Raw genomic sequence first — 26599 nt, 5'->3', positions numbered from 1 at the left:
ATCTTAAGCCAATAAAAAAACGCCCCGAAGGGCGTTTTTTTATTTTACAGGTTTATTGCGCCGGGCAGCTTGCCGGTGAGCTGCCATCGCGCCACTGGGTGGTGGCATCTGAGAGTGACAGCGACAGGAAGCTCAGGCCTTCGCTCATGTTGGCAGGCGGCAGGTCAGTCTCCAGCACATACATGCCCATGGGCAGGTTGCCCTTGGTGGCATTGGCCTGTGCCTGGGTGGCCGCGAGGCTTGAGTAGCGCAGCCCCAGCATATCGAAGTGGCTCTGCCAGTTGATGCCGGTGAGCTTGCTTAACGACACCAGCATAAAGTCGTTGCCGGGAATATCCCGCACCTTCTTGCCCGCGTAAACGCTGTGGCCTTCGAAGGGGAACAGGCCAAAACCGATGCGGTCTTTATTGGCATCCCAGTCAGCCTGATTGCCGCTTAAGGCACCAAAGACGCGCTGGTGCTGGTACAGCAGGGTGAAGATGTTGAAACCATTGGCCAGACGGGTGCCATCGGCGAGCTGCATGCCGTGGCTGCGCAGCGCCATCTGGATGTAAAACGCCATCCGGTAGCCGTTGTGCACCGCATAGTCATTGCTCTTCCAGGGCGCTTCATAACGGTCGCTGCCCGCATCCAGTACCTTGCAGTTGCCACCAAGTACCACCCGGTTGCCGCTGCTGTCCTTCACGCCAGCGGCATCCGACATAAACACATAAAACAAGTCTTTATGGTTCATATGGCCATCGGTAACGGGGGTAGTGTTACCGTCACGCACATAATGGGCCTGCCATTTGACCACGTAGGGGAAGATGTTGTTGGAGTTCTCCCCCGCGCGGCTGCCGTAACCTGGCCAGTTGTCGGCATCGCCTGCGGCGGCATATTGCACGTTGAGGCGGTTGGTTTGCAGGTTGTGGCCCAGCTCGTGGTTGTCGCCCCAGCCGGTGGGGCTGATGTTCCAGGCCGCATCCCAGGGATTACCACTGCAACCGGCGCCACAGTGAGCGTTCTGGTCGTAGTTGGCATGTTGGATGATTTTGCGGGTGTGCAGGGTTTCATCCAGACACTCGTTGCCAAGTAAATTTACGCAGGCAGCTTTCACATCGGCGGGCAGAGATTCAGCCAGGGTCTTACCCTGAATTTTAAATCCGGCCAGGGTGTACACAGCATTGATATGATCTTCAGAGATGCTCTCAAGCAGCGCATTTACATCGGGTATGGTGCCGCCAATGGCGTTGGTAAAGCGGTCGCGGCGCATATGCTGCTCGGCGCCATCGGTACGCAGATCTACATGGGGCAGTTCGGTCTGGCTCAGGCGCTCATTAAAGGCAGCGATTTGGCTGTCATCGCTGAAATTCATGATGGCCGGATGGCGGGTTACGCCGCTGGCGCTGATGTCTGTGCTGAGGGCTTCACCGCTGCCACCCAGATACAGGTACAGAGGGCCACCATAGGGGCTTGAAAAGCTGATGCTTTCGCCTTTTTCCAGACGCAGGCGCTGGGTAGCCAGCTCCAGTGGTGCCCGATACACCTTTTGCTGATAGGCGCGGTTGGTGTTACGTCTGTGGTAGTTGAGCTTGATTTCCACCCGTGCATCGCTGTTATCCAGTCGATTCAGGGTCACCGTTTGCCCCGGCAACACATACCAGCCTGTGGTGGTCCACTGGTTGGGGTAGGGCACGCCTATGGTTTTGCGTTCGGTGACCGTCGCAGGATGGGCGTAACTGGCGTTGCTGCCTTTGGCGAGATTGTTCCTGTCGGTTACGTACTCACCGAGGTCGGGTTGAGCAGGGTTGTCGGTGCGGGCATAGTTTATCAGCCAGTCAGCGAACATGGCTTGTTGCCAGCTTTGTTGTTCGTCCCAGCCGATGGGGTAGTCGATGGCAGCGCGGTATTTGTCGGCAAGCAGCACGGCAGCATGCAGGGTGTCTGCTCCGCTCAGAGCCAAGGCATCCTGGCCCATGTTATCCAGAGTGATGGCAGCGCCCCTCAGCCAGTCGGCACCGGCTTTGAAAGCCTCAACAAAGCCCGCTTCGTTGCAGGAGAGGAAGTTGCCACCACAGTTGTCCAGCAGCGCGGTATCGAAGTTACCGGCACCGAGGTTTGTCAGCAGGCGGTCGACTGCTGCCAGGTTGGCATCGCCGGCGCGGATGTCGCTTACGGCCAGATTTTCGGCATTGAGTTTTGACCAATAGTTGCCATAGGTTACCAGCCCCATTTGCTGATACAGCGGGCTGAGCATAGGGCTGGCTTCACGCCAGTAGTTGGACAGCAGCAGCGGGATCCCCGCCGCTCTGGCCTTGGCGACGGCTGCGGCTATGCCCTCATGGCCAAGTGACTTGCGGTCTATGTCCGACAGGATAATCAGGTCGGGCTTAAGGTTGTCTATACAAGTTGATAGCTCATTGTAATCACAGCTATTGGCTTCGTTAATGCTGTGGGCATTGGCATAGTTATTGGTCAGCCAGGTGCGAATGCCCTCGTTATGGGGGAAGTACCAGCTGTCGGCCCGACTCGGCATTTGCGCCGTGACTATACTGAGGCCATCGGTTTGGTCACTGCCCTTGGTCAGCCAGCCAATGAGGCGTTTGAGCAGCATATTGGTTTCAGCGGAGGTACTGACTGAAAACAGGTTTGCTGCCATTGCGGCGCTGCGGTAATCAGCATCCTCTGACGCCATCACCAGGCCACGATTGGCGCTGTTGCCACTGCCATCTTTATTGGCGGGCAGTAAGGTGTGGGTGCGCTCCGGCAGGAAGCTGGTGAAGGTGATGGAGTCGTGGCTTGGGTGCCAGCTGATGTGGGAAATGCCCTGATACAAGTTATCGACCAGTGCCTTGCGTGCACTCTCGGCCGCAGCAACGGCTTCTCTTGCGTGCGTGATAAGCTCAGCATCGCTGGCAAGGCTGTGGTCGCGGTGACGAATGGCGTTGGCGGCATTGGTGATAAAGCTGGCGCTGACGGTGCAATTTGCGCTCATGGCTGCGGTGGTAAAGCTGCTGCCCGAAAGAGTGCCACCACATCCTTCTATGGTATCCAGAGTAAAGCCGCTGTTGGCCGTAACAGTGAAGCTACCCTGTTTGCCAGCTTCAATACTGAGATTGGCAGGGGATAGCTGGCCGCCGACACCGCTTTGAGCCTTGGCTGTGTACAGGGTGACTGTCGGGGGCGTGGTGGTGCCACTGCCCTCACTCTCGGAAGAACCGCCACCTCCGCAACCGTAGAGTGCCAGGCTCAGTGCGGTGAACACCAGAGTGTTTTTCATGAGCTCCGTGTTTCTCATGGGGAGTCCTTGTTAATTTTTTGTACCGTTATTGTGTTGGCATTATAACTGTTACATAGGCTTTTTAAAGAATGGATTCACATAATATTTAATTTTAACAGTGACTTATAATTGGCGCGTGTCAAATTTCAGGCACAAAAAAGCCGGCTGACGCCGGCTTTTCAACGGGTGAAAGGTTACTGCTGTTCCCGGGCTATGGCGCGATAGCCAATGTCGGTGCGGAAGTACACATCATCCCAGTGAATTTCATCCACCAGTGCGTAAGCAGCTTTTTGCGCCTCGGTCACGCTGTTGCCAAGGGCGGTGGCACAGAGTACGCGGCCACCGTTGGTCACCACGCGGCCATCGACCAGCTTGGTACCGGCATGGAACACCTTGGCGTCGTTGTTGCCAAGGGACAGACCCTCAATCACATCACCCTTGCGGTAGTCATCCGGATAGCCACCGGCGGCCAGCACCACACCCACGGCGGCGCGGCTGTCGTACTCGGCGGTCACCTTATCGAGCTCACCGCGGCAGGCGGCCAGACACAGCTCAACCAGGTCAGACTTCAGGCGCATCATGATGGGCTGAGTCTCTGGGTCGCCGAAGCGGCAGTTGTATTCCAGCACCTTGGCCTGGCCCTGTGGGTCGACCATAAGTCCTGCATACAGGAAGCCGGTGTAGACATTGCCTTCAGCGGCCATGCCATCCACGGTTGGGCGGATCACATTGGCCATAACCCAGTCGTGTACGTCCTGAGTTACCACAGGAGCTGGTGAGTAAGCGCCCATGCCACCTGTGTTGGGGCCATGGTCGGCGTTATCGCGGGCCTTGTGATCCTGGCTGGTGGCCATAGGCAGAATGTTTTTGCCGTCGACCATCACGATAAAGCTGGCTTCTTCGCCCTTAAGGAACTCTTCCACCACCACGCGGGAACCGGCTTCACCGAATTTGTTGCCTGCCAGCATATCGTCGATGGCGGCATCGGCCTCGGCCTGGCTCTGAGCGATGATAACGCCCTTACCTGCAGCCAGACCATCGGCCTTGATTACCACCGGGAAACCGGTCTTGCCGGCAAGCTCGGCCACAAAGGCTTTGGCGGGCGGGATCTCGGTGAAGTTCTGATAATCCGCCGTCGGGATTTGATGGCGGGCAAGGAAGTCCTTGGTGAAGGCCTTGGAGCCTTCCAGCTGGGCAGCGCCCTGGGTTGGACCAAAGATGGTCAGGCCTTCGGCGCGAAACGCATCAACCACACCAATCACCAGCGGCGCTTCCGGGCCAACTATGGTCAGGGCGATATTGCTTTGTTTGGCAAAGGCGAGCAGTGCAGGGATATCGGTGGCATCAATCGCCACGTTTTCCACCTTGGGTTCGAGGCTGCTGCCTGCATTGCCGGGTGCCACAAATACGGTATTTACGTCGGCATTCTGAGCGGCTTTCCAGGCCAGGGCGTGTTCGCGGCCACCACTGCCAATTACGAGAATATTCATCTGCTTATTCCTTAAATCTTGAATGCGAAAGGCAGCCATAAGGCTGCCTCAATCTTATCAGTGGCGGAAGTGGCGCATGTTGGTGAACACCATGGCCATGCCGTGCTCGTCGGCGGCGGCAATCACTTCCTCGTCGCGGATAGAGCCGCCCGGTTGGATGATGCAGCTGATGCCGGCAGCGGCGGCGGCGTCGATACCGTCGCGGAATGGGAAGAAGGCGTCGGACGCCATCACAGAGCCCTCAACCACCAGACCTTCATCGGCGGCCTTGATGCCGGCAATCTTGGCGCTGTAGACGCGGCTCATCTGGCCTGCACCCACGCCGATTGTCATACCTTCTTTGGCATAAACGATGGCGTTGGATTTCACGAACTTGGCCACTTTCCAGCAGAACATCAGATCTTTGAGTTCAGCTTCGGTCGGTACGCGTTTGGTCACGACTTTAAGCTCGGCCTCGGTCACCATGCCCTGATCGCGGTCCTGAATCAGCAGGCCACCGTTTACGCGCTTATAGTCCAGACCCTTGGTCTGCGCAGTCCACTGACCACATTCCAGCAGGCGCACGTTGGTTTTCTTGGCAACCACGTCGCGGGCGGCCTGGCTCACAACGGGGGCGATGATCACTTCCACGAACTGACGCTCAACGATGGCGGCGGCGGTGTCGCCGTCCAGCTCGCGGTTAAAGGCGATGATGCCACCGAAAGCAGAAGTTGGGTCGGTCTTGTAGGCGCGGTTGTAAGCGTCCAGCAGGTTGTCGCCCAATGCCACACCACAGGGGTTGGCGTGCTTAACGATAACGCAGGCGGGGGCGTCGAATTCTTTTACGCACTCAAGGGCAGCATCGGTGTCGGCGATGTTGTTGTAAGACAGTGCCTTACCCTGCAGCTGAGTGGCGGTGGCCACGGAGGCTTCGTCGCTGTTCAAATCCACGTAGAAGGCAGCGCTCTGGTGGCTGTTTTCGCCGTAGCGCAGGTCCTGCTTCTTCACCAGCTGGGTATTGAAGGTGCGTGGGAATTTGGAGTCGTCGTGGCACTCGTCGCTGCTGTGAGCTGGAACCATGGTGCCGAAGTAGTTGGCAATCATGCCATCGTAAGCAGCAGTGTGCTCAAAGGCGGCAATGGCAAGGTCAAAACGGGTAGCGTGGGTGGTAGAGCCGCCATTAGCGCTCATTTCGGCCAACACGCGGTCGTAGTCTTTGGCGTTAACCACAATCACCACGTCTTTGTGGTTCTTGGCGGCAGCGCGCACCATGGTGGGACCGCCGATATCGATGTTCTCGATGGCGTCTTCCAGCGTGCAGCCAGGCTTGGCAACGGTAGCAGCAAAGGGATACAGGTTAACGGCAACCAGATCGATAGGGCCAATGTTGTTGGCGGCCATTACGTCTTCATCCTGGCCGCGGCGCGCCAGAATGCCACCATGCACCTTGGGATGCAGGGTCTTGACCCGACCGTCCATGATCTCAGGGTGACCTGTGTAGTCAGAAACTTCGATCACAGGTACGCCGTTATCGGCCAGCAGCTTGGCGGTGCCACCGGTGGACAGGAGTTCTACGCCCTGTGCATGCAGTGCCTGGGCAAACTCGAGGATACCTGTTTTATCGGACACGCTCAGCAGCGCGCGGCGAATGGGTCTGGCATTATTCATTTTGGGTACAGTTTTCCGCTGTTAAGGGTTCAAGGATCTTTCGGAAAACAAAACAGCATCAATGTTTTATTTTCCAAAAGTCCCTCGCGTTTCCCCTCACGCGAGTTTATTGGTCTGCCAAGACACCTTTTTATGGGCGCGTATTCTACCGTAAAACGCTGCCCGGCGCTGTTTTTTCTGCGTGATTTCACAATATCGTTCTGCGAACGACACCCAAGCCAACACAGACCCTTGACCTTGGATTAAACTCCAAGGTTTATACTTGCGCCATTGTTGGATATTCGGGATAGACACATGTATCGCATTGGTGAATTGGCGAGCCTCTGTGAGGTGAAAGCCGATACCCTGAGGTTTTACGAAAAACACGGTTTGCTGGCGCCTTCGATGCGCACTGATTCGGGCTATCGACTTTACAGCCGCGATGATGCCGCCCGGCTCAAGTTTATTTTGCGTGCCAAGGCGGTGGGTTTCAGCCTGAATGAAATCACCGAGCTGTTGTCCATCGAGCTGAATAAGGCCGAGTGGGCCTGCGCCGATGTGAAAGGCATGGTGGATGACAAGCTGGAGCAGGTGAGTGCCAAAATCGCCGAGCTGGCTGTGTTTCGCGATTCTTTACAGCGTTTGTCGGACGCCTGCTGCGGTGGCCCCGAGAGCGCCGAACACTGCTCCATTCTGGAAGCATTGGAAACCAATCGTCAGGTGCGCGCCGAATCCCACAGTCACACCCAAGTTAAAATGGCAATACAGCCAAAGGATCAGGACTCATGCTGCTGAATAATTTCCTTCATTTATTTTTAGAGTCGGCTCCCTGGCTTCTGCTGGGCCTGTTCTTGGCGGGCATGCTGAAAATGTTTGTGCCCATGGAGTGGATGCAAAAGCAGCTCGGTGGCCATGGCTTTAAGGCCACGGTTAAGGCGGCGCTCTTGGGAGCTCCCCTGCCGCTATGTTCCTGCGGGGTGATCCCTGCGGCCGTTGGCCTTCGGCGCAGCGGCGCTTCCAAGGCAGCCACCACTTCGTTTTTGGTGTCCACCCCTGAGACTGGCGTCGACTCAGTCACCGTCTCCTATGTGCTGCTTGGGCCCTTTATGGCCATCATCCGCCCCATCGCTGCCGTAACCAGCGCCATTGTGGCAGGGCTGCTGGTTGGCCGCGATGAAGATGAGCCGGATAACGGATATCAATCCAAAGAAACATCTCCTAAAAAGCAGTCTGATAAGTCTTCTGATAAGCCAATGGCCAAGCCTGCCATGAGCTTCAAACCGGTTGCGGCAGACAGCCCACTGATGACCCCAGCCGGCGCCAAGCTTGCAGCCGCCCCCGCGGTAAGCTTTAAGCCAGCGACTGAAAAGATGGCCGCAAAAACTGGCGACAGCTGCTGTTCCGGCAAAGCCGAAGCTGAGCCCAAGCCTGAATCCACGCCCGAGCCCACGTCCAAAGCCAGTCAAGAGTCATGCTGCGCCCCGAAGGCGGTAGCCACTGCTTCCTGCTGCGCTTCTTCTTCATCTGCGTCCAAGGCCAAATCGGCCGATACAGGCTGCTGCGGCAGCACGCAACAAGATGCTCGCCAGGCAAATAAGCCAGCCGCTGTGATTGAGCGGATTTGGGACGGGCTGGTGTATGCCTCCACCGATCTGGTGCGCGATACCGCCATCTGGTTACTGATAGGTCTTTTCTTTGCCGCCTTGGTGCAAACCTATGTGCCGGCAGACTTTTTAGCTCAGTGGGGCAATGGCATTCTCGCCATGTTGGTGATGGTGCTGGTGTCCATTCCCATGTATATCTGCGCCACGGCATCGACCCCGATTGCGGCCGGTTTGCTGCTGGCCGGTGTGTCTCCCGGCGCTGTGCTGGTGTTTATGATGGCAGGCCCAGCCACCAATATCGCAACCCTGGGGGTGGTGACCAAGGAGCTGGGTAAGCGGGCGCTGTTTGGCTACCTGGGTGGTGAGCTGGGTGTGGCGCTGGTGTTTGGTGTGCTGGTGAACTATCTGGTGGCGACCTTCGGCTTTGAGGTGGCGCCGCAGATTGGTGAGGAGCATGCCATGCTGCCAGACTGGCTGGTGGCCTCATCCGGGCTGCTGCTTGCCTTTCTGATGGGCCGGGTGCTGTGGCAAAAACTGCCGCGTAAGCAAAAAACCGGCAGCTGTTGCAGCTAATCCCATTGCATCAAAAGCCCCGCAGCGCGGGGCTTTTTGTTTAAAGAGCTGAGCTTATTTGTGCTTGCCGGTATTCCAGCCGCGGTGGCCAAGCAGTTTTTCACCCGATTCGATGGCGCCGGTTTCCAGGGTGGTACCCATTGAATCGTTCCAGCGGTTGAGGTAGCCAAACAGGGCGATAACCCCCAGCATCTCGACTATCTCATCTTCTTCCCAGTACTGATGCAGTCTGGCATTCAGCTCGGCGTCTACTTCATTGGGCACAACCGAGGCCGCCACGGCAAAATCCAGCGCTGCCCGTTCGGCCTCACTGAATGCCGGATGGGTCTTGTATTCCCATACATGCTCCAGCTGCTCAGCGTCGGCCCCGTATCGCTCGGCGGCGCGAATGGTGTGCGCCTGGCAGTAGCGACAGCCGGTGATATTGCTGGATACATAGGCTATCAGCCGCTTCTGGGCGCTGGTCAGGCGCCCCTTGTTTTCCATTACCGCCATGTTCAGTTCGATAAAGGCCTTGGCGATGCGGGGGCGGCGCATCATGGTCAGCACACTGTTGGGGCAAAAGCCCAGTGTCTCGTTGAAAAACCTGGCCATTTCGGCCACTTCCGGGTTGGAATCGGCGGGCAGGGGGCTAACCAGCGGCATGATGTCTCCTTGATGCATCCAAAAAGAGAAAAAGCACCTTGGGGCTATCCCGCACCCGCGGCGCTTTGAGAGAGTACCTTCATAGCCTAAGAAAAAGTTTTGCTTGGCAATAGCTGCGCCGCCGCACTAAGTTATCGATACACTTTCAGAGCAAACTTTCACTGTATCGTGGATTTTTTGCAGAACTGTATCGGTTGAAATGAAAAAATATCAGCAAGTCGCAGAGGCTATCGCCAGGCAGATCCGCGAAGGTCGTTATGGCCTGGGTGAGCGTTTGCCCTCGGTTCGGGAGGTGTGCGGCCGCTTTGGTATCAGTATGTCCACTGCCCAGGCCGCGTTTCGGCTGTTGGAAGATCAGGCACTGGCACAGGCCCGGCCGGGCGCCGGCTTTTATGTCAGTTTTCGCGGCACGCCGCAGGTACCGGTTGAGGGGCCTGCAAGGTATGAGGTGCATAACCGCATGCTGCAGGTGCTGTCCTGGTGCGCCCAGCCTGGCATCACAGATTTGGGTACCGCGGTATTGTCTCCCGGGCTGTTGCCCCGAGCGGCTTTATCGAAGCTGCTGGCTCGTCAGGCACGTTTTGAGATGGCAACCGTGCTGCAACCGCTTTTCAGTGGTGGCCATCCACCGCTGAGGCACGAAATTTCCAAACGGCTGATATTGCAAGGGATCGAGCTTGGTGAAAGCGAGGTACTTGTTACCGGTGGCTGTCAGGATGCGATTTCACTGGCTCTCAGTGCCATTGCCCGTGCCGGCGACACCATAGCGGTGGAAAGCCCCTGTTTTCCCGGGTTGCTGCAGGTGATTGAATCTTTGGGCATGAAGGTGCTGGAAATTCCCTGCTCGCCCAGACAAGGCATCAGTGTGGAGGCGCTGCAACTGGCGCTGGCACGTTGGCAGGTGGCAGCTCTGGTGCTTTGCCCGGATTTTTCCAATCCCACCGGCAGCCAAATGCCCCTGGCCAATCGGCAACGGTTGCTGGCGCTGGCGAGGCAGTACGATCTGGCGATTATCGAGGATGACCTGTTTTCTGAGTTGCAGGAGCCTGGCAAAGGCATACCCGCCCTGAAGGCGCTCGATACTGACGGGCGGGTTATCTACTGCTCATCGGTGGCCAAATCGCTGGGATCTGGGCTCAGGCTCGGTTGGCTGTGCGGCGGCCGTTATCATGGTGATATCGCCAAATTGAAGGCGTTTCGGAATGTATCTGAGCCCATGATTATTCAGGCATTGGTGGCGGAGTTTATGGCCAGCGGTGGTTATAGCAGGCACCTTGGAAGCCTTGGAAAGCGACTGCAACTGAACTTGAAAAAACTGAGCAACTGGGTGGAGCAGGCCTTTCCGGGTCAGACTCAAATCGGACGGCCTGAGGGGGGCTTTGTGCTCTGGGTAACCTTGCCCGGCATAGATTCGGGGCAGCTGTTGTCCCTCGCGGTTGCCGAAGGGGTGGCCTTCTTCCCGGGAGATGTGTTTTCCGGGGCGGGGCAATACAACCACTGTCTGCGTTTAAGTGGTGCCTTCGACGATGACGACAAGACCCAAAAAGCCGTGGCAGTGCTTGGACGACTTGCCCATAGTTTGTTGTAAATGCTTACAAAAGGAACTTGTCTAAACAAGTTCATCCACCCATGATGGATGGGTTCCAGCGGTAACGGATTAACAATTTTCAGAGGGATTTTCATGAAAAAAACCATGCTGGCGCTAAGCCTGTCTGCCTTGGCAGTCATGGGGTGCCAATCCACATCAAATGAATCGGCTACAGCGCCAAAGACCAGTCAAAGTGGTGCCGAAGCCCTGGGCCCCATGGCCAAGCCACGTTTGTTGGCGCATCCCCGTTATGACGCCAAAACCTTCTACGACACCACCTCATATACAGGCTCCAGCATCAGTGCCGATGGCCGTTCTGTGCTGGTGGGCTCTGACGAGTCGGGCATTTACAACTTGTACAGCCTCAATCTCGCCGATGGCAGCAAGACACAGCTGACCAATTTCGAAGACAGTACCTATCCTGAGCGCTGGTTCCCTGCCGACGACAGGGTGCTGTTTTCCAAGGATCAGGGCGGTAACGAGTTAAATCATGTGTATGTGCGTGAGCTTGATGGCAGTATCCGCGATCTGACCCCGGGCGATAACACCCGCGCCTCCTTTGCCGGTTTTACCGAAGACGGTAAGTCATTCTTTATCCTCACCAATGAGCGCGATCCCAAGTTTATGGATCTGTACCGCTATGATGCATCCAGCTACGAGCGCACCCGGGTATTCCAAAACGATCAGGGCTTTTCGCTGGGGGATATAGATAAGAGTGGCCGCTTTGTGGCGCTGAACAAATCAGTCAGCAATAAAGACAGCGACATCTATTTGCTGGATTTGCGCAGCCGCAGCCTCAAACCCGTGATGGTCAGCGAGTCTGGCCTTGAAGCTGCAGAAGAGGTGAAGAGCTTCTCGCCGGATGGCCGTACCCTGTATTACAGCAGCAATGCCAAGTCTGAATTCGATGAGGTGTGGGCCTACGATATTGCCTCGGGCAAGCGCACCAAGGTGGCCTCGGAAGACTGGGATATTCTCTACTATGGCTTCTCTGAAAGTGGCCGTTATCAGGCGATGGCGGTGAATGCCGATGCCCGCACCAAGGTCAGTATCACCGATACCCAAACCGGCAAGGCGCTGGCGTTGCCACCGCTGCCTGCGGGTGACATCCGTGGCGTGAGTTTTTCCAAAGACGATAAAACCATGGTGTTTTATCTGAACTCGGACATTTCGCCTTCGGATCTGTACGTGTGGCGTGTTGGCGAGCCGTCGGTGAAGCGCCTGACCAATGCCCTGAGCGCGGATATCGATCGCAACAGCCTGGTGGCCTCCAAAGTGGTGCGCTACAAGAGCTTCGATGGCCTTGAAGTGCCAGGGCTGCTGTATCAGCCTAAACTGGCGCATGGTACCAAACCGGCACCGGCCATTTTGTGGGTTCACGGCGGTCCGGGTGGCCAGAGCCGCAGCGGCTACAGCCCTACCATCCAGCATCTGGTGAATCATGGTTATACGGTGTTTGCGGTCAACAACCGTGGCAGTTCAGGTTACGGCAAAACCTTCTTCCATCTGGATGATAAAAACCATGGTGAAGGCGATCTGCAGGATATGGTGTGGGCGAAGAAGTATCTGCAAAGCCTGGACTGGGTCGACAACGACCGCATCGGCATTGTCGGTGGCAGTTACGGCGGCTTTATGGTGGCCGCCGCACTCGCTTTCACTCCACAGGAATTCAAGGTCGGTATCGATATCTTTGGGGTGACCAACTGGGTACGTACCCTGAACTCAATACCTCCCTGGTGGGAGAGTTTCCGCAAGTCGCTCTACGATGAAATGGGCGATCCGGCCACAGATGGCGAGCGCCACAAGGCGATTTCACCCCTGTTCCACGCCAGCAACATAGTAAGGCCGCTGATGGTGATCCAGGGCGCCAATGACCCACGGGTATTGCAGGTGGAAAGCGATGAGCTGGTGGAAAAAGTCCGTGCCAACGGAGTACCTGTGGAATATGTGCTCTTTGATGACGAAGGCCATGGTTTTACCAAAAAGGCCAACCGGATTATGGCTTCCGAAGCTTACCTTAAGTTCCTCGAAACTCATTTAAAGTCTTGATGTAACAGGCTTGCAGTACTAAAAAGGCACTCTGGTGAGTGCCTTTTTTACAGATGTTTAATAGTGGGTGCGGGCTTACTTGCCTTTCTTGCCGAGGTTTTCAACCATGCTGCCGGCTTGCTGTTTCTTCGCCTGTTTGGCGGCGCGTTTTTCCTTCATGCTTTTCTGCGGTGCTTTTTTTTGGTCTTTGCTCATGATGGCTCCCTGCGGTGGTCGGTGGTGCCGTTTTGATGAATTTTTAAACGGCAAGTGTCAGCTTAGAGAATTCAGAAAAAGACAGATAGTTTATTTTGTGCTAACAGAAAAGGGCTTATACGAAAGCTTGCTAATGAATTTGATTAATTAAAAAAGCCCCTGTTTTAAGGGGCTTTTTATCAAGCAAGCTTGATTAACCTGCAGGAGTGTAGTCAGCAGGAATATTGCGGTTGCTGGTGGTTCCCTGAGTCACTGTTACGTTCTGCTCATCGGCGTGGATGAAGAAGGGGGCTGCGATATCTTCTGGACTATCTGTGTTGCCGTTGTCGGCCTCCGGATCGTCGTTCTGCGCCACACAGGTGTAACCCAGTGCGTAGCTGCCGGCAACCACATAGCCAAATTCATAACCATGACCGGTGACGTTACCACCTTCGTCGGTGATTTCATTGACGCGAGCCACGGCCAGCGGCGCAACCATGGGCTCGGTAACCTGTGGGCGGATGTCGCTCATGTTGTCAAGTACAGTGCCTGCATCGTACAGGTACACAGCACCTGCGAACTCGCTGCCACCGGCCGCAGTTTCACAGGCGGCAATGGTGTCAGGGCCAATCAGGCCTTCGATATTGCCTACATCGGCGCGGTTTACCAGTTGTACCGACGTGGGTTTGAGGGTCCAGTAATCTTTGTTGCCATGGGGCGCCTGGATACCACGGGCGAGATCAAATTCGGCAACGTAGTCGTTGGCACCTGCGGCAATGGTGAAGGCCTTGTTGAAGAACAGACGACCCGCGTCAGTGTCTTCGGCACCCGTGCCGCCACAGCTGCCGTTACTGTTGGTTACCAGACCATGGTCATTGCCATCGTTGGTTTTTACGAAAGAGCTGTCAGTATCTACGGTTTCGCGGTTTTCCATGTAGATACACATTTGGTATTCGCCTACAGGTACCTGTACACCTTCTACTAGAGTTTCGGCGGAAGCGCCCTGGAACGACAGCAGGTCAACCTGTTTGGCGGCGCCGTCGTTGGCGACGTTGAAGGAGTATGTGCCGCTGGCATTCTTCAATACCACCTGTTTGAAGGCGATATTAACCTCAGTGGCATCGGCTGGATTGTCAGATACGCCCAGGCTGAAGCTGCCCATTTGCACCTGTGGGGTGTCATCGCCACCGCCGCCGCATGCAGCAAGCATGGAGGTCAGGGTGACGGCAATCAGAGTTTGGGTGAATTTCATGTTGCACCTTTTATGTTATTCAGAGTTCCATAAGTCCCTGTTTTTGAGGTTTACTTCTTCCTTAATTCCCCGGAGCTAAGGCTAAAGTATTAGTCTGAGCACCTGTCGGACAGGATAGCCCCTCATACGGTAAATGGAAATAGCCAGAAGTAGCTCCTGGTTGCCTGAGCAACGCGCGGACTTACATCAACGGTTGATAAAGTCTGGCACTTCCAGCTTCTCATTGCCAAATCGGTCGCACAATTGCAGGGCTGCGCCTTTGAATTCGCAGTGATAGACTGGCGTTTTAGACTATTTCGGAGAGCCCCGTGATCCAATGGCAAATCAAGCGCTTCGCTGAGCTGGATGCCCTGACGCTGTATCAAATGCTCAAGCTCAGGGTTGATATCTTTGTGGTGGAACAAAACTGTCCTTATCCCGAGCTGGACAACAAAGATCTGGCACTGGATGCAATGCATCTGCTTGGTTGGCGTGGTGATGAGTTGGTGGCTTATGCCCGTATGCTGCCGCCGGGAGTGAGTTATCCTGAGGCCAGTATCGGCAGGGTGGCGGTGGCTGAGGCAGCCCGCGGCGGTGGTAATGCGCGCCAGTTGATGGCCAAGGCCATTGAGGCCACCCTTGCCCAGTGGCCTGAGGCCGGGATCCGTATTGGTGCCCAGCACTATCTCGAAGGTTTTTATGGCTCATTGGGTTTTGAAGCCGTCTCCGATGTGTATCTTGAAGATGGTATTCCCCATCTCGACATGGTGTTCAAACAGGAATTGATGTCATGACTCAGTATGTGAAAAACCAGCGCCAATTGGTGTGTGTTGCCAGCTTTTTGGCCTTCCCCGACAAAGAAGAGGAGCTGATTGCGGCCTTAAGTTCGCTGATTGCCGACACCCGCCGCGAGCCGGGCTGTATCCGCTACGAACTGAACCAGAGCCGTGATGAGCCAAGACGCATCACCTTTGTGGAGAAATTTGTCGACTTACAGGCCTTTGAGGAACACTGTGCCAAGGAGGCGATTCAGCATTACTTCCATGAGGTAATGCCAGTTCTGGTGGAGTCTTATCACGTGGAGACTTTCCACGAGATTATTGTTTGAGATATTGGTTTTGTAAGTCCCTCAGATAAGGGACTTAGCTGGAAGTTCAAACTGGTCTCAATGTGGCCGCAGGACGATTTTCGGGTCAGTATCGAGCTCGCCTTCAGCCGTCAGGGTCGCTATTTCCTTGTCCTGGGCAATGATTGCAATGGGTCCTTGTGGCGAACTCCTCACAAACAGCAGGCGGTAACCCCAGGTTTGTAATCGGTACAGGCTCATTTTCTGTTCAGCGGTCATTACATCCCAATGTTCCTGGGTTTTGATAGCAATCCCTCGCCTGTCTTGAACCACTGCTAAGGTTTGACTCATCATATCTCGCCCCAACAAATAGGTAATAACTGGCAAATTAAGAGCGCATTTTACGTTAACCTGATTGGCTAAAAATTGCGCTGGCGCATGTTTCTCCTGTATACGGAGCTAACGTCTGTTAAGGATCAGCTTTTTTATGTTCGATTACATACAACCGGTATTTCGCCCCCCGTCAGAATGGAAGTCACTGATATTGCAGGTAACCAACGGTTGCAGCTATAACCGCTGCCGCTTTTGCGATATGTACACCGCCGAGCAGAAACGTTTCCGTGCCTTTAAAGAAGATAAAATCGAAGCGGATTTGGCCAAAGCTGCGGCATCGGGCGTGTCCATACGGCGGGTATTTCTGGCCGATGGTGACGCCATGACACTGCCATTTTCCCGCCTCGAAGCGATAATGTTGCTGATAAAACGTTATTTACCCGATGTGAGCCGGGTGAGCAGTTATTGTCTGCCGCGCAACCTGACCAATAAGTCGGTGACACAGTTGGCGCGGCTGCGGGAGCTTGGACTCAGTTTGATGTATGTAGGCTGCGAGAGCGGTGATGATGAAGTGCTGGCGCGGGTGGCTAAGGGCGAAACCTTTGCGTCTTCTTTGGAAGCGTTGGAGAAAATCCGTGCGGCGGGGATGAAATCCTCGGTGATGATTTTAAATGGTCTGGGTGGCAAGGCTTTATCTCAGCAACACGCGCTGAATTCCGCCCGACTGATGAATGCCGCCCAGCCTGATTACCTCAGTACGCTGGTGGTGACTCTGCCGCTGGGCAAAGCGCGGATGGATGAGGGATTTGAGGGGGATTTCCAGCTGCCATCTCAGGCAGAACTCTTTGCCGAGATGCACACCTTACTTGAGCATCTGGACTTGAAACAAACGGTGTTTCGTTCAGATCATGCCTCTAACTATCTGGTACTGAAAGGTATCTTAGGGCGTGATAAAGAGCTTCTACTCGAACAGGTACATCAGGCGATGCAAACGCCAGCCCGGGCAAACCTGCGGCAGGAGTGGCAGCGAGGGCTCTAGTTCATCATTATGGTGCGTGTGGAAATTTTACAGGGTGGGCGACCAGAGCCAAAAAAGCCCCATTAACAAGGGGCTTTTTGGTGGCAGAACTGAGTTTACTCAGATATCAGGTGAACTTCCCTGCTGGGGCAGGGGATCTTAATGGCAGCGGCTTTTATTGCCTTATGAATGGCCTGATGGGTGATGTACTTGTCCTGGAAATAGCTCTGGGTGGGTAGCCAATAACGGATGCCGATTTCAATGCCAATGGCATTAAAGCCATTGATGCCCACCTGTGCAGAGTGTTCTGCGCTGAGGCGACCACTTTGGCGCAGAGCTGTTTGCACCAGATTTACAACGGCTTCGGCATCTTCTTGGTAGCTGATGTTGAATTTGCTTTCTACCAGTTTGAACTCAAATGAGTTATGCAGTATTTCGCCCACTATGTGTTTATTGGGAATACTGATTTGCTCCCCTTCTTCGTTGGTCAGAATCGTCATGCCCAGCAAGATATCTTTAACAACCCCGGTAACACCGCGCACGCTGATGGTGTTACCCACAACAAATGGTCGGGTGACTATGATGGTAATACCTGCCGCATAGTTCGACAGCATCCCCTGAATAGCAAGCCCGGCGCCGAGAGACGCTGCACCTATTGCCGCCACCATAGGCGTGACACTGATCCCAAGCTTACTCAAAGCAATAATAGCCACCATAATGATGATCAAAATGCGGGTAAGGTTGGTGGCGAAGTTGCTCAGGGTAATATCGATAGCGTGTTTTTCGAGTAGCTTGGCCACCATGGATGCCGCTTTCTTTGCCAGCCACAGGCCTGCCAAAAAGATTAGGGTGGCGCCCATTAATTGAAAGCTGTAGTTCATCAAATATTGGTAAATCATGTCGTAGGCACCTTGCAGCTGCGCCAGTTCCTGTTCCAGGCTCGAATTCATGTCCATATTTCCTTTATTCTGTATCTCTGCTGAGAACTGGGGGTATTTTAGCGAATAGATAGTGGAAACGAGAGCAAAAATTCCTGAAGAACAGGTTTTTTTACAGAGCGAATGTTTGTAGGTGTATGTTTTTATTGATTAAAACAAGCCGTTCAATATATTTTACCCGTAGCGAATAATAAATTACGCAAATTGCATAAAAATTCGTTGCATCTGAGGGGAAAATAGCGTCTACTTCGCTCGATTTTTTGCGGTAATCTGCCATCCTTTATATAGGTAAATCACAGGAGACTAAGGGCCAATGAGCCAATTTCAATCTATTGACGTTGCTAATTTTTATGACAGTGAAACCTTTGCGCGAATTCAGGAATTCGCCAGGGACAAGGCAACCCCTTTCGTGGTGATTGATACCAACATCATTGCGAAACAATACGATGACATGGTGACCAATTTCCCTTTTGCCAACGTTTACTATGCAGTTAAGGCTAATCCGGCAAAGGAAATCCTGACCTTGCTGAAAGATAAAGGCTCCAATTTTGATATTGCCTCTATCTATGAACTGGATATGGTGATGGCCGTTGGTGTAACGGCTGATCGGGTCAGCTTTGGTAATACCATTAAAAAGCGCAAGGATGTACGCGCCTTCTTTGAGCGCGGTGTTCGCCTGTTTGCATCAGATTCCGAAGCGGATCTCCGTATGATTGCCGAAGAAGCCCCCGGCTCAAAGGTGTACGTACGTATTCTGACCGAAGGCTCACAAACCGCCGACTGGCCGCTGTCGCGGAAATTCGGTTGCCAGAATGAAATGGCTTACGAGCTGCTGGTACTGGCTAAAGAGTTGGGGCTTGACCCTTACGGTATTTCGTTCCATGTTGGCTCACAGCAGCGTGATATCGGTGCCTGGGATTCCGCCATCGGTAAGGTGAAAGTGCTGTTTGACCGCTTGCGCGATGACCATGGCATTGTGCTTCAGATGATTAATATGGGTGGTGGTTTTCCGGCCAATTACATCGACAAGACCAATCAACTTGGTGTTTATGCGCAGCAAATCAAGCACTTCCTTAAAGAAGATTTTGGTGATGAATTGCCTCAAATCATCCTTGAGCCCGGGCGCTCACTGATCTCTAACGCCGGTGTGCTGGTGTCGGAAGTGGTGCTTATCAGCCGCAAATCTCACACGGCGCTGGAGCGCTGGGTGTATACCGATGTGGGCAAGTTTTCCGGTCTGATTGAGACCATGGATGAGGCTATCAAATACCCTATATACACAGAAGCCAAGGGCGCGCTGGAGAAGTGTGTTATTGCCGGTCCTACCTGCGATAGCGCCGATATCATGTATGAACACTACGCCTATGGTCTTCCCGGTGATCTGGCTATTGGCGATCGTCTTTACTGGCTGACTGCCGGTGCTTATACCACTACCTATTCGGCAGTGTGCTTCAATGGTTTCCCACCGCTGAAAGACTACTATCTGTAATGGTTCATCCATAATAGAAGGGCGCCTAATCGGCGCCCTTTGTTTTTTAGCAGTGGCTAACAGAATCACCTCAGTTGTCGTATGACTTGAGGATTTGATGTATCTCTTCTTTCAAGTGCAGCTTCTTCTGCTTCAAAACCTTTAATTCGGGGGTCGCGTCGGCAGCTGGATGTTTCTCCAATTCGTTGATTTCGTTGTCCAGTTCGTTGTGTTCGTTGAACTTCCTGAGAAAATGCGCATCTTCAGATTTTAATTTGGTTATCAGGTCTCTGTACTCTGGAAACATCGGCATTGTCCTTGTTTATTGGTGTTTTTTATTGGGTTCATCTTAACCCTACGCCTCTGTCCAACAACAAAACGTGACCTTGATCACCATGCAGGCATGGCTATATTAATGTATTGAAAAATAGGCGGTTTCATTGGTTTTTTGTTCAGGTAGTGTCGACTTGGTCACAAATGTATGAATCAACCGAGCTATTAAGGCTGATTTTGCTTGAGGCTGCTATCTTACATATCAGAGGATTAGCTTATTCGGTAACTCTTTTACGACATTGTCATGATGGATTGGCAGAAAAAACGTGATCAAGTTAACCTTATTGGCTTCGATACTAGGTTAAAGTCGAAGTTATTAGAATTTTATTATCAAAAATGAAAGGGGTTTTCACCATGGCTGATGTATTTCACTTGGGTTTGACAAAAGAAATGCTCGACGGCGCCACTCTGGCGATTGTGCCGGGCGACCCGGAGCGCGTGAAGCGTATCGCCGAATTGATGGACAAGCCAACCTTCCTGGCCAGCCACCGCGAATTCACCACCTATCTGGCCTATCTGGACGGCAAGCCTGTGGTAGTTTGTTCTACCGGTATTGGTGGTCCATCTACCTCAATTGCGGTTGAAGAACTGGCACAGCTTGGCATTAACACCTTCCTGCGCGTGGGCACCACGGGTGCTATTCAGCCCCATGTAAATGTAGGCGATCTGATTGTGACCCAGGCTTCTGTGCGTCTTGATGGTGCCAGTCTGCACTTTGCGCCTATGGAGTTTCCTGCGGTGGCCAATTTTGAATGTACCACTGCTATGGTTGCTGCTTGCCGCGATGCTGGCGTTGAGCCGCATGTGGGTGTAACAGCCTCCAGTGATACCTTCTACCCGGGCCAGGAGCGCTACGATACCGTATCTGGCCGCGTGACCCGTCGATTCGAAGGCTCCATGAAAGAGTGGCAGGAAATGGGCGTGCTCAACTACGAGATGGAGTCTGCCACTCTGTTTACCATGTGTGCCTCTCAAGGCTGGCGTGCTGCCTGTGTGGCCGGTGTGATTGTAAACCGTACCCAGCAGGAGATCCCTGACGAGTCCACCATGAAAAACACTGAAGTCAGTGCCGTGTCTGTGGTAGTTGCTGCGGCCCGCAAGCTGCTGGCCTGATCCCGGCTCGATTAAAAAGGCGCCCTCAGGGCGCTTTTTTTATGGCCGAAAAAATTCCATTCGGATTGACATAATATGTCGCAAAGCTGAAAAACTGCTGTTATAGTCGTGTGAGGATCGCACTGGATTGGAGGGGGAGATGGAGTTTTCAAATCCGGTAATCATTTGGGCCTGTGTGGGTGTGGTGTTGATGTTGGCCGAGGTAATAGTACCCGGTGGCATTGTCATCCTGCTGGGCGCAAGCTGCCTTATAGTGGCGGGCTCACTGGGCATAGGTTTGATTGAGGGCGTGGCTCAGGCCTTCACCCTCTGGTTTATCAGTTCTATGGTGTTGTTGCTGGCGTTTCGTCAGGTGACCCAGCGTCTCGTCGGGGGTGACTCCCACGTTGATAACACAGATGAAGAACTGGAACTGTACAATCAGCAGGCGCTGGTTAAAGCCGATATCGGACCGGGAGAAAAACCGGGCCGGGTCGAGTTTCAGGGGGCCGACTGGCCCGCATTGGGGGATGGCAGCCTGATCCCATCAGGAAGCCGTGTCAGGGTAATTTGCCGTGACAACATTTCATTAGTGGTCGAGGCTGTGCCTGCGGACCAACACGCCTGATTTCTCGAACAGGGAGGGAGCCATGTTACTGTTCACAATCGTTTTTCTATTCATTGTTTTTCTTCTTTATAAGCTGATGCTGGTGGTGCCCATGCGCGAGGTGGCTGTGATTGAGCGCCTGGGTAAGTTTCGCACCGTGCTCGCGCCGGGCTTTCATTTTCTGATCCCGTTTTTTGATCGGGTGGCGTACAAACACGATACCCGCGAACAGGTGCTGGACGTACCCGCTCAAAGCTGTATCTCCAAAGACAACACTCAGCTTGAAGTGGATGGTCTGGTGTATCTGAAAGTAATGGATGGCAAGTTGGCAAGCTACGGCATTGAAGACTATCGTCTGGCTGCGGTTAATCTGGCCCAGACCACAATGCGCTCGGAAATCGGTAAGCTCACCCTGAGTGAAACCTTCTCTGAGCGGGATCGTCTCAACGAGTCCATAGTGCGTGAAATTGATAAAGCCTCGGAGCCCTGGGGCATCAAGGTGCTGCGCTACGAGATTAAGAACATCACCCCATCGCGCCACGTTATACATACCCTTGAAAAGCAAATGGAAGCTGAGCGTCGCAAGCGGGCAGAAATCACTCTCGCCAACGCCGAGAAGGCGGCCATGATCAACCTATCCGAAGGTGAGCGTCAGGAAGCGATTAACCTCTCTGAAGGGGAGAAGCAAAAGCGTATCAACGAGGCCAGGGGCACGGCGGCGGAAATTGCCATTGTGGCTGGTGCCAAGGCCGAAGGCATGGCGCTGGTGTCCGGGGCGCTGGCGGTGAATGGCGGTACCGAAGCGATGAACATGCAACTCAAGGAGCAGTTCATCAAGCAGATAGGTGAAGTGCTGAAGAATGCCGAAGTCTCAGTGGTTCCGGCTGAGCTTGCCAAGATGGAAGGCTTCTTCGAAGGCATGGACAAAGTCAGCCACGCATTGAATAAGGGATAAGGAGACGCACCCATGGAATTGCAGGTAGAAACTGATCTGATTGTAATGGGCATTTGGGGCCTGATTTTCTTCATCTTTATTGTGAAGCTGTTCCAATCTATCCGCCTGGTACCCACAAAGTCGGCTTACATTGTTGAGCGACTGGGTAAATATCACTCAACCCTGGATGCGGGCTTCCATGCCCTTATCCCTTTTGTTGATAAGGTTTCTTATATTCATGATCTGAAAGAAGAAACTATCGATGTTCCGCCGCAGGAATGCTTCTCCAGCGATGAAGTAAAGGTGGAAGTGGATGGAGTGATTTATATCTCCGTGGTTGACCCTGTTAAGGCCAGTTACGGTGTCACCGATTACCGCTACGCTGCCATCCAGCTGGCGCAGACTACCACCCGCTCTGTGATTGGAACCCTGGAGTTGGACCGTACCTTCGAAGAGCGGGATGTGATCAGCGCCAAGGTAGTGGAAGTGCTGGATCAGGCCGGTGCTACCTGGGGGATTCGGGTACACCGTTACGAAATTAAAAATATCCAACCACCTGAAACCGTGAAAAATGCCATGGAAATGCAGGTGAATGCCGAGCGTGAGCGTCGGGCACTGCTGGCCAAGAGTGAAGGTGATAAACAGGCAAAGATTAATCGCTCCGAGGGTATCAAGGCCGAAACCATCAACCGTTCGGAAGGTGAGATGCAAAAGCGCATCAACGAAGCCGAAGGTAAGGCAGAAGAAATTCTGGCCATTGCCCGCGCCACCGCCGAATCGATTGAAAAGCTCGCCGGCGTGATTGCTGCGCCCGGAGGCCAGAATGCACTCAGATTGCAGTTGGGTGAGCAGTATCTCAGTCAGCTCAAGGGCCTTGGTCAGCAAGGCAGTCGCGTGGTGGTACCTGCCAATATGGTCAACTTCGACCAGTGGATGGATGCCATGGGATTAAAAGAAACACGCTGATAAAGCGTCAATCACAACAAGGAAAGCACAATGAAAAAGACACTGATGTCCATACTGATAGGCGCCAGCTTGCTGAGCGCCCCCGTGTTTGCAGGCGAGGTTGAGCGCCGCGCTCAGGTTGAAGAATTATTGGTTGCCATGAAGGCCGATGGCATGATGGATGCTATTTATGGCCAGATGAATGGCATGATCAACCAGATGCAGGCACAGCTGCAAATTAAAGACAGCGAACGTGCTGAGCTGGAGGCCTTCAACGCTAAAGTGGTCAAGCTGGTCTCTGAGGAGATGAGCTGGGATAAGCTCAAGCAGCCGACTATTGATATCTACGTCAAAAACTTCAGTGAAAAAGAACTCGCAGATATGTTGGCTTTCTATCAGAGTGAAACCGGCAAGGCCATGGTGGAGAAAATGCCGGCATTGATGCAGGAATCCATGCAGATGACCATGGGAATGGCACAGCAGATGATGCCCAAGCTTCAGGCGTTATCAGAAGAGTTTAAAAGAGAACTCGAGGCTTCCCGTTCGCAGAGCAACAAGCAGTAATAGGGATTTGGCAATAACAAAAAAGAGGGCTAAGGCCCTCTTTTCTTTTGAAAAAGTCATTGCGGCGTAGGTTGTTTCGAGTGCTCAGCCGTTTTGCAAGTTGTTAGTGTCATTAACGGCGGTCAGTTTTCCATGGCATTTTCGGCTTTTGTGCCGGCTTTTGGGTTACTTCAATGCTATCCGCGTAAATTGCTTTGCCTGCCCCTGACCGAAGCATTGGCCTGGATTGTGTTTAGTCCCGCAGATGAAGCAAAAGATAAAGGCTGGTGATGATAAAAATGGCAAGCAGAATGAAAAGTAACATGGATTTCCCTCCCGTCAGGCGCTCCGATGTTAACGCCTTGATTGCACCTGTAACTGGGTGGCGGCGCCCAGGTCATCCCTGACCATGGCCGGTGCCAGGCTCGACTCCAAAGCCCCGACCAATTGGGCGCCATCGTAAGGGGCATTTCCCCTTTTCCCTTTCCGCAGTTATCCGACCCTGAGTCGCATACTTTCGGACAGCAAAGTTGTAGCGCCAAATTGCTCTAATTGGGTGTGAAATGTTTTGAATTTATTTGAAATCAATATAAATCAGTTGGTTGCAATATCATGTTGTTGCGCTATTGGTGCAGCTGGCGCGGCATTGTCGGTGGACTTTACGCCCCAGTTGACACCATCGAGCAGGGCGAACAGCGCTTCTTCATCCACGGCAACGCCCTGGGCACCGTGCTCAAGTACCAGCTGACGCTGCGCATCAGAAGGCAAAATGGTGTAGAGGAAAAATGGGGTGGTGTCGCCACTCTGTCGCAGGCTCTCTACCAGTTTGAGCCCTGCCAGCGAATCGTCGCCACGACCCATGTCGGAGATAATCACATCGTAGCGATACATAGAGAGCAACATCAAGGCTTCTTCGGTGCTGGTGGTGGTGTACACCGCGATATTGCGTTGTTTCAGATTGGCGATCTCGGCTTCGTTATTACTGGGGTGATCATCCACCCAAAGCAGCCGGCCTTTCACTCCGGCAGGCTCACCAATGAGCAGGGTTTGCGGATGTTGGCTGAGATATTGCCAAACGCCAGCCAACATAACAGTAGCGGCCAGTGCAGCCCACAGGAGCGGGTGAGTGCGGTGCTTGTTGGCCGGTGGCGGGGCGGCAAAGGCTTGCCTGGGTTCTGTCGCAGTTTTTTGCAGCCGGGCGGCCAGTTCGGGCTCGAGCCGATAACCACGGCCGTGCAGGGTTTGAATAACGCTTTCGGCCACCCCGGCATCTTTGAATAATTTGCGGGTATCGGAGATCAGCCGGGCAACTGACCAGCTGCTGACCACGGTGTTGGGCCACAGGGTGTCGAGCAACATTTGCTGATCCACCGGCTCCGGAAAGCGCTCGATCAGCAGTTGCATCAGCAGCAAGGTGCGTTCGTCACAGTTAAGCTTTTGACCGTGGCAGGTCAGGCTGCGTCCTTGGACGTCCAGTGTCAGCGGCGGCAGTGTATAAGTCATGGAGTTGAATATGGCTGTCTCAGAGTTGCACAATTGTATGTTAATCGCTCGCTGGCAATTTGCCCAGTAATGGATGGTACGGCGGCGCCCCATGCCGGAATGCTTCTGTTATAATGCCGCCTCGACTTTTGGGAGGCAGGAATGGACGTTTCTTTTTTACTGGATGGCCTGAACGATAAACAGCGTGAAGCGGTGGCCGCGCCCCAATCCAGCATGCTGGTGCTGGCTGGTGCCGGCAGTGGCAAGACCCGGGTACTGACCCACCGGATTGCATGGCTGTTGCAGGTTGAAAACCAGAGTCCTTATTCCATTCTCGCCGTGACCTTTACCAACAAGGCCGCCGCCGAAATGCGTGAACGGGTGGAAAAAATCGTCGGCCACAACACAGGCAGGATGTGGATTGGTACTTTCCACGGCCTTGCTCACCGCCTGCTGCGTACCCACTGGCAGGACGCCGGATTGCCGCAAAGTTTCCAGATCATGGATTCCGACGATCAGCAGCGGCTGCTTAAGCGTATCCTCAAGAGTCTGAATCTGGATGAAAAACAGTATCCGCCCAGGCTGGTGGCGGGTTATATCAACGGCAAAAAAGATCAGGGCTTAAGACCCGCGCATATTGATGCCGGTCCCTTCCCGATGGAGCAAAAGCTGCTGGAGCTGTATCGCATCTATCAGGACAGCTGTGACAGAGCCGGTTTGGTGGATTTTGCCGAAATCTTGCTGCGCGCCCATGAACTCTGGCTCAATAAGCCCCATCTGCTGGCTCATTATCAGGACAGGTTCCGCCATATTCTGGTGGACGAGTTTCAGGACACCAACGCCATTCAATACGCCTGGATCCGGGTGCTGGCGGGTAACAGCGGCCATGTGATGATAGTGGGCGACGACGATCAGTCGATTTACGGCTGGCGCGGCGCTCAGGTGGAAAACCTGCATCGCTTCTTAAAAGATTTCCCCAGCGCCCAGACTATCCGTCTGGAGCAAAACTACCGCTCCACTGGCAATATCCTCAAAGCCTCCAACGAGCTCATTGCCAACAATCCTGACCGTATGGGCAAGGAGCTGTGGACCGAAGACAAAGACGGCGAGCCGATTTCCCTTTACTGCGCCTTCAACGAAATGGATGAGGCGCGCTTTATTGTCGGTCGGATCAGCGACTGGCAGGACAAGGGCGGCATGCTGGGTGAGTGCGCCATTCTCTATCGCTCCAATGCCCAGTCGCGGGTATTGGAAGAAGCCTTGTTGCACAAGGGCTTACCTTATCGTATCTATGGCGGGCTGCGCTTCTTCGAGCGTCAGGAAATCAAGGACGCCATGGGCTATCTGCGGCTTATTTCCAACCGGGATGACGATGCTGCCTTCGAGCGGGTGGTCAACACCCCCCCCCGTGGCATAGGCGAGCGCACCATGGATATCCTGCGCTCAACCGCCCGCAAAGAACAGCTGACCCTGTGGCAGACCAGTCTGCGACTGATGGAAGAAAAGGTACTGTCAGGCCGCGCCGCCAATGCGGTGAAGGGCTTTTTGGATTTGATAGTGCAGCTGCGAAGTGACACCGACGAGCTGCCACTGTACCGGGT

23 protein-coding genes are annotated in these 26599 nt (G+C 53.9%); 14 read left to right on the top strand and 9 right to left on the bottom strand.

Annotation, left to right across the window (positions count from 1 at the left end; genetic code table 11):
* Positions 1-52 precede the first annotated feature (52 nt).
* The 3 genes from ABYK60_RS05095 to purH all read right to left on the bottom strand — a co-directional run bounded on the left by ABYK60_RS05095 (position 53) and on the right by purH (position 6396).
* Positions 53-3259 carry an ImpA family metalloprotease gene (locus ABYK60_RS05095; protein WP_372870879.1) on the bottom strand — a complete coding sequence of 1069 codons (3207 nt, stop codon included), beginning with the start codon at positions 3257-3259 and terminating at the stop codon, positions 53-55.
* A gap of 194 nt (positions 3260-3453) precedes the next feature.
* Complete coding sequence (gene purD / locus ABYK60_RS05090) at positions 3454-4749, bottom strand: phosphoribosylamine--glycine ligase (RefSeq protein WP_372870846.1); 1296 nt, start codon at positions 4747-4749, stop codon at positions 3454-3456.
* Between the two features lie 57 nt (positions 4750-4806).
* Entirely contained in the window at positions 4807-6396 is a 1590-nt protein-coding gene (gene purH / locus ABYK60_RS05085; protein ID WP_372870845.1) for a bifunctional phosphoribosylaminoimidazolecarboxamide formyltransferase/IMP cyclohydrolase, read from the bottom strand.
* Positions 6397-6690: 294 nt separating this feature from the next.
* Here purH and zntR point away from each other — a divergent pair, with 294 nt between their 5' ends.
* Entirely contained in the window at positions 6691-7170 is a 480-nt protein-coding gene (gene zntR, locus ABYK60_RS05080; protein ID WP_372870844.1) for a Zn(2+)-responsive transcriptional regulator, read from the top strand.
* The gene (locus ABYK60_RS05075; protein WP_372870843.1) at positions 7161-8552 is read left to right on the top strand and encodes an SO_0444 family Cu/Zn efflux transporter; all 1392 of its coding nucleotides are present in this window, start codon (positions 7161-7163) and stop codon (positions 8550-8552) included. The genes zntR and ABYK60_RS05075 overlap by 10 nt, the downstream gene beginning before the upstream one ends.
* A 54-nt stretch (positions 8553-8606) precedes the next feature.
* Here ABYK60_RS05075 and ABYK60_RS05070 read toward each other — a convergent pair whose 3' ends face one another.
* Positions 8607-9197 carry a carboxymuconolactone decarboxylase family protein gene (locus ABYK60_RS05070; protein ID WP_372870842.1) on the bottom strand — a complete coding sequence of 197 codons (591 nt, stop codon included), beginning with the start codon at positions 9195-9197 and terminating at the stop codon, positions 8607-8609.
* A 199-nt stretch (positions 9198-9396) separates the two neighbouring features.
* On the opposite strand from ABYK60_RS05070, the gene ABYK60_RS05065 reads away from it, so the two are divergent.
* Both ABYK60_RS05065 and ABYK60_RS05060 read left to right on the top strand, forming a co-directional pair.
* Entirely contained in the window at positions 9397-10785 is a 1389-nt protein-coding gene (locus tag ABYK60_RS05065; RefSeq protein ID WP_372870841.1) for a PLP-dependent aminotransferase family protein, read from the top strand.
* Between the two features lie 93 nt (positions 10786-10878).
* Complete coding sequence (locus ABYK60_RS05060; protein ID WP_372870840.1) at positions 10879-12834, top strand: alpha/beta fold hydrolase; 1956 nt, start codon at positions 10879-10881, stop codon at positions 12832-12834.
* Positions 12835-13222: 388 nt separating this feature from the next.
* On the opposite strand, the gene ABYK60_RS05055 is transcribed toward ABYK60_RS05060, so the two are convergent.
* Positions 13223-14260 carry a DUF4382 domain-containing protein gene (locus tag ABYK60_RS05055; RefSeq protein WP_372870839.1) on the bottom strand — a complete coding sequence of 346 codons (1038 nt, stop codon included), beginning with the start codon at positions 14258-14260 and terminating at the stop codon, positions 13223-13225.
* A 311-nt stretch (positions 14261-14571) separates the two neighbouring features.
* Here ABYK60_RS05055 and ABYK60_RS05050 point away from each other — a divergent pair, with 311 nt between their 5' ends.
* A complete protein-coding gene (locus ABYK60_RS05050) occupies positions 14572-15033 on the top strand; it encodes a GNAT family N-acetyltransferase (RefSeq protein WP_372870878.1) in 462 nt (153 codons plus the stop codon).
* Positions 15030-15347 (top strand): putative quinol monooxygenase, encoded by a 318-nt coding sequence (locus tag ABYK60_RS05045; protein ID WP_372870838.1) that lies wholly within the window; start codon positions 15030-15032, stop codon positions 15345-15347. The genes ABYK60_RS05050 and ABYK60_RS05045 overlap by 4 nt, the downstream gene beginning before the upstream one ends.
* 57 nt (positions 15348-15404) lie before the next feature.
* On the opposite strand, the gene ABYK60_RS05040 is transcribed toward ABYK60_RS05045, so the two are convergent.
* Positions 15405-15659, bottom strand: coding sequence for a hypothetical protein (locus tag ABYK60_RS05040; RefSeq protein WP_372870837.1), 255 nt, complete (start codon positions 15657-15659; stop codon positions 15405-15407).
* Between the two features lie 133 nt (positions 15660-15792).
* On the opposite strand from ABYK60_RS05040, the gene ABYK60_RS05035 reads away from it, so the two are divergent.
* Positions 15793-16677, top strand: coding sequence for a radical SAM protein (locus tag ABYK60_RS05035; RefSeq protein WP_372870836.1), 885 nt, complete (start codon positions 15793-15795; stop codon positions 16675-16677).
* 95 nt (positions 16678-16772) lie between these two features.
* Here ABYK60_RS05035 and ABYK60_RS05030 read toward each other — a convergent pair whose 3' ends face one another.
* On the bottom strand, positions 16773-17606 hold the full coding sequence (locus ABYK60_RS05030) for a mechanosensitive ion channel family protein (RefSeq protein WP_372870835.1): 834 nt from the start codon (positions 17604-17606) through the stop codon (positions 16773-16775).
* Between the two features lie 301 nt (positions 17607-17907).
* Between ABYK60_RS05030 and ABYK60_RS05025 the strand changes: the two genes are divergently transcribed.
* The gene (locus tag ABYK60_RS05025; protein ID WP_372870834.1) at positions 17908-19083 is read left to right on the top strand and encodes a type III PLP-dependent enzyme; all 1176 of its coding nucleotides are present in this window, start codon (positions 17908-17910) and stop codon (positions 19081-19083) included.
* Between the two features lie 70 nt (positions 19084-19153).
* Here the strand turns inward: ABYK60_RS05025 and ABYK60_RS05020 are convergent, their stop codons facing one another.
* Complete coding sequence (locus ABYK60_RS05020; protein ID WP_372870833.1) at positions 19154-19369, bottom strand: YdcH family protein; 216 nt, start codon at positions 19367-19369, stop codon at positions 19154-19156.
* Between the two features lie 380 nt (positions 19370-19749).
* On the opposite strand from ABYK60_RS05020, the gene udp reads away from it, so the two are divergent.
* From udp to ABYK60_RS04995, 5 genes are all read left to right on the top strand, one after another.
* The gene (gene udp / locus ABYK60_RS05015; RefSeq protein ID WP_372870832.1) at positions 19750-20508 is read left to right on the top strand and encodes a uridine phosphorylase; all 759 of its coding nucleotides are present in this window, start codon (positions 19750-19752) and stop codon (positions 20506-20508) included.
* Between the two features lie 139 nt (positions 20509-20647).
* Entirely contained in the window at positions 20648-21115 is a 468-nt protein-coding gene (locus tag ABYK60_RS05010; RefSeq protein ID WP_372870831.1) for an NfeD family protein, read from the top strand.
* A 22-nt stretch (positions 21116-21137) separates the two neighbouring features.
* Positions 21138-22049, top strand: coding sequence for an SPFH domain-containing protein (locus ABYK60_RS05005; protein ID WP_372870830.1), 912 nt, complete (start codon positions 21138-21140; stop codon positions 22047-22049).
* Positions 22050-22061: 12 nt separating this feature from the next.
* Positions 22062-22994 carry an SPFH domain-containing protein gene (locus ABYK60_RS05000; protein ID WP_372870829.1) on the top strand — a complete coding sequence of 311 codons (933 nt, stop codon included), beginning with the start codon at positions 22062-22064 and terminating at the stop codon, positions 22992-22994.
* Between the two features lie 30 nt (positions 22995-23024).
* Entirely contained in the window at positions 23025-23537 is a 513-nt protein-coding gene (locus ABYK60_RS04995) for a DUF2059 domain-containing protein (RefSeq protein WP_372870828.1), read from the top strand.
* 573 nt (positions 23538-24110) lie between these two features.
* On the opposite strand, the gene ABYK60_RS04990 is transcribed toward ABYK60_RS04995, so the two are convergent.
* Positions 24111-25019, bottom strand: coding sequence for a winged helix-turn-helix domain-containing protein (locus ABYK60_RS04990; protein ID WP_372870827.1), 909 nt, complete (start codon positions 25017-25019; stop codon positions 24111-24113).
* A gap of 141 nt (positions 25020-25160) precedes the next feature.
* On the opposite strand from ABYK60_RS04990, the gene ABYK60_RS04985 reads away from it, so the two are divergent.
* Positions 25161-26599: UvrD-helicase domain-containing protein (locus ABYK60_RS04985; RefSeq protein WP_372870826.1), on the top strand; the 1439-nt coding region annotated here is incomplete at its 3' end.

Origin of the sequence: Shewanella sp. (genome assembly GCF_041630135.1) — a bacterium.
Classification (GTDB): domain Bacteria; phylum Pseudomonadota; class Gammaproteobacteria; order Enterobacterales; family Shewanellaceae; genus Shewanella.
This window is presented reverse-complemented; position numbering and strand designations above follow the sequence as displayed.